The organism is Bacteroidota bacterium (assembly GCA_034723125.1).
GTDB lineage: Bacteria > Bacteroidota > Bacteroidia > CAILMK01 > JAAYUY01 > JAYEOP01.
Genome location: JAYEOP010000173.1, coordinates 1 through 3,764 on the forward strand (window position 1 = coordinate 1; position 3,764 = coordinate 3,764).

Sequence of the window (3,764 nt, forward strand, 5' to 3'; positions counted from 1 at the left end):
TTGTTATTTGTTATTTGTTATTTGTTATTTGTTATTTGTTATTTGTTATTTGTTATTTGTTATTTGTTTTTTGTTATTTGTTTTTTGTTTTTAGTTTTTCAGGCACTTTAAGTACTTCTTCTTGTTTATTCATGAATTTATTCTACTCCTTATAATTTATATTTTTTAAAGCAATTTTAAAATAGCTTTTCATATTTTTGACATTTGAAACTAATCATTTTTAAAGCACAAAATGAAGTTGTTAAACAAAAATAACCTATCAAAAACAACAAATGCTGTTATTCTGATAATTGTACTCCTTGTGATAAATGCAAATTCGCTGTGGAAAAAACAAGATAAAGTTATTACCTGGGATGTACTTGAATATTATTCCTACCTACCTGCAACATTTATTTATAATGATGTTACTCTTAGCTTTATGAATGATGAAAATCGTAATGACTATTGGATTTTTTGGCCTCATAAATCACCAACAGGAAAATATGTTTTCAAATTTACAATGGGAATGTCTGCTCTTTATTCTCCATTCTTTTTTGTTGCTCATCAATACGCAAAAGTTTCAAAATATGAAGCAAACGGATATTCATCACCTTACAAATTAGCTTTGTTATTAAGCAGTTGGTTTTTCCTTGCTTTAAGTCTTATTTTCTTACGAAAAATACTTCAACGATATTTTAAAGCAAGAGTAATTGCATTCACACTTTTGCTAATCGTACTTGGCACCAACCTGCTATTTTACACAGGAATACGTTCTGCAATGTCGCATGTTTATAATTTTGCTTTGTTCTCAATTTTCATTTATATTGTAATAAAATGGTACGAAAAACCCAAGATTCTTTTCTCAATTTTAATTGGTATTATAGCCGGACTTATTGCTCTTATTCGCCCTTCAAATATTATCATACTTTTATTTTTACTGTTTTATAAAACAAATTCATTCAAAGAATTCCCTGAAAGAATAAGATTTTTATTCAGCAAATATTCTCACATTCTATTAATGATATTGCTATTTTTACTCATTTGGTTACCTCAATTACTTTATTGGAAATCACAAACAGCACAATTCTTTTATTACACTTATCGCGATGAAGGATTCTTTTTTAATAATCCCCAAATCATCAAAGGACTTTTCAGCTATAGAAACGGATGGTTGCTTTACACTCCACTTATGTTATTTTCAATAATTGGAATTTATTTTTTGTTCAAAATAAAAAATGATTTTGCAATTCCAATTTTACTCTTTACTTTACTAAATATTTATATTGTAACCTCATGGTGGTGTTGGTGGTATGTAGGTTTTGGCAACCGTGCTTTCATCGATTCTTATGCTATTCTTTCTATTCCACTTGCAGCTTTTATAACATTTATCTTTAAGCAAAAACAAATTATTAAAATATCTTCAATTGCAATAATAGTGTTTTTTCTTTTGTTGAATATTTTTCAAACATGGCAATTTAAACGGGGTTATATCCAACCTGATTCAATGTCAAAAAAAGCATATTGGTTTTTGTTTTTCAATACAAATCCTAGAAATGCTTTCTGGGGATTGCTCAACAAAGTTGATTACGAAAAAGCAAAACAAGGAACTTATGTTAACTTACCAAAAAACAATAAAACAAAAAAATGATTTTCAAAAATAAGAAACTATTAAATCTTGTAATACTAATAATATTTTTCCTTGGTGTTTATGCTTTTGTTTTTAACAAACTTCAAAAAATTGATTGGCAAGTTACTATTTTCAGTACATTCATTTTTATTCTGATATTTTTTGTTTTAAATATTATTCCCAAAAATCATTCTATAACAATTTTTAAAAAAATAAAATTAAAATCATTTTTAATTATTGATATTTTACTTTCTCTCTTTGCAACAATATTAATTTTTAAACTTAAAAGCAAAGTGTTTTTTGATGATGCAGGTTTTATTCTCAGATATATTGACAATTTCCGTGATGGATATTTTTATTCTTTCAATCCGCAAGACGGTGTAATTTATGGTTCTTCATGTTTTACAAATACTATAGTTTTTGGTTTTTTGGCATTCCTGAAAATTTTAAGTCCTGATACACTTTTATTATTATCAAATTTTTCAGGAATATTTTTTACTTCTTTCTTTATTCTTTTAATTGTTAAAAAACTTTTTTCAAAAACTGAGCTACAATATTTGATTTGGGCAGGAGTAATTTTCGGTACAAAAATGTTTCTCAATGTTGCAACTTCAGGCATGGAAACTCCTTTTCATATCGCAATTGTTTTTCTTGCTATCACATTTTTTATTTACGACAAACCCAAGTTGATGTGGCTTTCGCTTGTGTTAGCGGTTATATCAAAACTTGATGCTGCTCCTGTTGTTGCCACAATTTCAATTTTGTATTTTATTATTCACTTTGAACGCTTCAAGTCATTCAGCTTAAAAAAATCCGTTTACTCTGAAATATTATTTTATGCAATAACACCCCTTGCTTTGTGGATCGCATTTACTTTTTTGTTTTTTGAAGGACCTTTACCTCAATCGGCTTACGCAAAAATCCATAATTATCAGAGTACTGAAAATCATTGGTTTCCGTTTTTTACAAAATTTATTAATGACAGCTATCTCAAACCTATTTTGATTCTTAACTTTATTTTTATGTTAATAATTACCATAGGATTATTTATCAAAAAGAATATCAAAACTTTATACTACCTCACTCCCGGACTACTTTTTATTTCATCTTTGATTTTATATTATTTTTATAATCCTGCCGAAAAAATGATGTGGTATTATTCAATGCCCGGAATTTTCCTGATATTTCAAACACTTACAGCATTAGCCTATATCATTGACAATTACTTTGTTAAATACAAAAAAACAATTTCAATTTTATCTTTCGCAGCATTTTTTCTTTTTACTTTTAAAGATGTAAAAGCCGCAACAAGCTGGCTCAACAAACACTTGAATGAAGTTGAAAAAGAAAGAATTGCAATAGGAAAATACATTGGAAACATCAGTAACAAAAATGAAGTATTGCTATCAGGACATGGAAATACAAGTAGGTATTTTAAAGGCTACGTTATGGATATTTCCGGACTCAACAATAAAAAAGCAACTGATTACAAACTCAACAAAGATTCCATTATTGAAGCATTCAAGCCTGATTATGTAATTAATCATGCATGGTATTATTATTTGAATTTCGATACTAAATTTAATTACAGGCTAAAACATGCTTTTTTTGACATTACTGAAAACAACTTTCCTACATGGGTACTTTTTGAAAAAAATAAAAGCGATACACTTTTTGACCTTGTCAGAATAAATCCTGATAAAATATCAGGGACAAATGAAATAAAAAAAATCTACCTTGGCTTTAGAGCTAAAGGAAATAATATTGAACTGAATTTCACAAGCGACACAACACAAACACTTAATAAAGTTGTTTTTGGAGTAAAAAGAAAAACAGAAAATTTTAATTTACTTATTGAATGTTTTAACAAAGATTCACTTCTATCCTCACAAAAAATAAAAATTGAAAAGAAAGGAAGTGAGAATAAGATTTCCCAATTTGTAAAAGAAGTGCAATTTTATATTTCTGATAAAAAAATAACAAAAGTAAGAATAACTTCCTCTGAGAAAGCAAAAACAATTACAGTTGTAAATCCAATGACGGAATATATTAAGCAATAACAAATAAAGAAGTACTTAAAGTGTCTAGAGTGCCTAAAGTACTTAAAGTTATGTGTTACGAATAAACAGATAACTAAATCCTCCTTCGCTAAAGCTAC

2 protein-coding genes are annotated in these 3,764 nt (G+C 27.4%); both read left to right on the forward strand.

The features are described 5' to 3' along the window. The first annotated feature begins 232 nt into the window (after positions 1-232). Entirely contained in the window at positions 233-1,627 is a 1,395-nt protein-coding gene (locus U9R42_05200; GenBank protein ID MEA3495415.1) for a hypothetical protein, read from the forward strand. Then, on the forward strand, positions 1,624-3,666 hold the full coding sequence (locus tag U9R42_05205) for a hypothetical protein (protein MEA3495416.1): 2,043 nt from the start codon (positions 1,624-1,626) through the stop codon (positions 3,664-3,666). Before U9R42_05200 ends, U9R42_05205 begins: the two co-directional genes overlap by 4 nt. Positions 3,667-3,764: the final 98 nt, after the last annotated feature.